A 2,994-nucleotide genomic window follows, 5' to 3' on the forward strand; every position below is an offset into this window, starting at 1 on the left:
GCGTGCGCCTGACGGCGTCCGGCGGTGCTCGGAATCCTCATGTATTCGCACATACACTGCGGTACCTGCGCTCCGGCGGCCACCGTCAGGCACCCGCTCGCTACGTTCTCAAAGGCTCCTTGTAGGAAGCTGATTCAGGTCGGCTGTCTCGCCGACGGATCGGCCACCGGATCGGGGTCCTCGGCTTCCATGCGCAGGTAGCTGTCGAGTTCGTCGCGCACCTCCGGAATGATGTCTTCTACGTGGGTGATGCGCATGTAGAAGATCGAGAAGTAGATGACCTTGACCGTAGTCGTCACTCTTTCCAGCACCACCGAACCCAGCTTGCCCAGCCAGATGGCGATCAGCACGGGCAGCCACGAGAAATGCAGTTCGTCGGGCAGGAACCCGGCCTCGACCTTGTTGAACGTCTCGCGCAGGTCGCCGGCGTAGAAGGCCGGGAAGGCATCGCCCACCCAGATACCAACAGCCACGGCGCCGACGAACAGCACGAAATAGACTGGTGCCATGATGCTGCCCACGGCGCGTGCAGCGATGTCGATGCCGAATACGCCGGCCAGGGTCTCGGGCACGTTGTCCTTGAGTGTTCCCATTCGGCCCACGCTGTCGCGGATGCCGTAGCCGTCGACGGCTGCCGAGGGCAGCAGGTAGTGGTTGAGCAGGTCCCAGACTTCCTCGATGCCGCGCATGAACAGCCGCACCAGGGCACCGGCCTTGCCGCTGCTGCGTGCCATCGACATCATCCAGGCGACCAGCATGTCGAGCAGCGCGATCTTGCGCGCCGTCCAGGCCAGTTCCCTGACCCGGGATCCGGCATCTTCGGCCGATCGCTTTTCGCCCTTGAGCGCTTCGGTAACCAGCCAGCTCTGCCGAAGCTCCTGGCGGGTGTAGTAGAAGAACTTGTAGACGAACATCGCGATCGAAACCAGGAGCAACAACAGCCCCGTGCCGTCGGCATCGACGATAAAAGCGGTGATGGCGGCAAAGAACAGGCAGACCATCACCACACCGTAGATCGTCATGCGTACCCAGGGTCGAAGAATGCCCGGGTCGCGCCCGACGATGGTGAAAGTGTGCTTGAGCAGGTAGCCGAGTTGTTTCAGCCGCTCGCCGAAACCGGGCTTGCGCAGGGTTTGTTGCATGGGAGAAAGGGTTCGGTGGAAGTCCGATTCATCCTACGGGAACGGGACCTTAATTCTGCCACCATCAGGTTATTTGAGCGTTTTGCGCTGTTCAGGTTCGTGGGAGCCGGGATGGCCAGGGTCCGCAGCCGCGGCCTGGGTCACTCCGACAGACCCCTTCGGGAAAGCAGGTAGACGGCAAAGCTGGCCAGCCAGTGCCCGCCGGCATAATGTTCGTCGCTGACGCCCGACAGACCGGCTTCGGTGTGTTCGCGCGCCGACGCTTCGAGTGCCCCGCGCCGGCTATCGCCTTCCGGCAGTCCGGCGACAATGCCTTCCAGCATCCAGGCGCGCGACAGGTTGAGGCCGTCGATATGCGAGAGCTTGCCGTCGGCGCGATCGGTGACGACGGCGACCGGCAGCCAGTTATCCTCGCCGATGCCGGGCATGAAAGTATCCAGCCAGCCGGCGAATTGTTTGGAATCCATGACCCGCCGCATCAGGTCGGCCTCGGCCAGACAGGGCGAGAGGAAATCGTGGCCGGAGGGCTCGTAGTGCAGCGGGCAGTCGCGATCCCCGGCGTAGAATTGCTCGGCTGCCTCTTCCACGACTGAAGCCAATTCATCGTTGTCGACCTGCCGCGCATAGTCGAGGGACAGGCCGAAGGCAAAAGCCGTCTGATCGTGTTCACCGATGCGAATCGGATAGTGAAGTTTCGGGATCCAGTCGGTCAGCCGACGGACCGCGATTTCCTCGACCGGGCGCAGCCATTCCCGCCAGTCATCGGCCTGCTCGTCATCCCACTGGTCGAGTTCGGTGATCAACTGCAGTAACCAGGCAAGCCCGTAGGGCCGCTCGAAACCGGTCCGGTCCGGATGGGCCATATAGGCGGCTTCAGCCAGCAGGTTGTTTTCGGTGAGATTGGCGGCCAGCTTGTCCCGCGCCTCGTCGGCGAAACCGGCCTCCGGAAACAAACGAGCCAGGCGAACCAGCAGCCAGTGACCGTGCACCGAGGAGTGCCAGTCGTAGCAGCCGTAAAAGGTCGGTGTCAGCTCACGCGGTGCACCGACATCGTCGTCGCCGGCCATCACGTGGTGAATCAGGTTGGGATATTCCTGGTCGACGCAATCGAGTGCCAGCGCGGCGAAACGGCCGGCCGATTCGGCATCCAGGGATTTGTCCGACGTGTTCGCGTCGGCTGTTGCCATCATCACGGTAGCGAGGAATAGCGTCGGCAGGCAAGCAAGGATTCGCATCTTGACTCCAGGGGGTCGCACATGCGGTCAGCTTAACCCAACCGTTGTGGGGCGTTGGGTGGGTTGGCGGCACCGGCCGCGGTGCGGGTCTCGACAGGTTAACTGCGGTTTCGCCCGGCCTGCTTCGCAGGCGCTTTTGGCGAGCAACTTTTGTCAGTTACGACAAAAGTAGCCAAAAACGCTCTTACAACCACGCGGTGGGTCCGCAGCAGCAACTCGCCTTGGTGGCTTAACGGAATGTTGCTCGTACCTTCGTTCCCGCTCGGTCGAATTGCGTGGCGTCTTCGGCATGGATCGGGCGTAGCCCGAAACTGAACGGTGCGACCTTGGCGAGGCCAACTTCCATCCGCCATGGGGAAAGCTGTAGATGTAGACCCCTGCCTCCGGTGTGGGCGCCACGGCGCCGCTGTTGGCATTCTTCGAAGTCGTGGCAGTGGGTCGGGCCACGTCAATCCTCGAATCGAGGTCTCAATGAATCCGGCCGGGCTTAAGCAAAGCCCCAGTCGCAATACTGAAGCCACTCCGCAACAAGGTTCCTGAGAGGAATCCGTCCATCTTTTAAGCGCGCTTTTGGTGACTTTTCTCGCGCGAGAGAAAAGTTACCCGCCATCAGCCTG

The 2,994-nt window shown here is 61.9% G+C and carries 2 protein-coding genes; both read right to left on the reverse strand.

All coding sequences use genetic code 11. The features are described from left to right. Positions 1-134 precede the first annotated feature (134 nt). Positions 135-1,142: a hypothetical protein gene (locus tag DZK26_RS00855; RefSeq protein WP_116897761.1), complete on the reverse strand. Its 1,008-nt coding sequence runs from the start codon at positions 1,140-1,142 to the stop codon at positions 135-137. 140 nt (positions 1,143-1,282) lie between these two features. After that, entirely contained in the window at positions 1,283-2,377 is a 1,095-nt protein-coding gene (locus DZK26_RS00860) for a DUF2891 domain-containing protein (RefSeq protein WP_220337087.1), read from the reverse strand. Positions 2,378-2,994 lie beyond the last annotated feature (617 nt).

The organism is Wenzhouxiangella sp. 15190, from assembly GCF_003417465.1.
GTDB lineage: Bacteria > Pseudomonadota > Gammaproteobacteria > Xanthomonadales > Wenzhouxiangellaceae > Wenzhouxiangella.

Coding starts and splice junctions, on each gene's coding strand:
- DZK26_RS00855 (WP_116897761.1), bottom strand. CDS start 1,142: ATGCAACAAACCCTGCGCAAGCCCGGTTTCGGCGAGCGGCTGAAACAA.
- DZK26_RS00860 (WP_220337087.1), bottom strand. CDS start 2,377: ATGCGAATCCTTGCTTGCCTGCCGACGCTATTCCTCGCTACCGTGATG.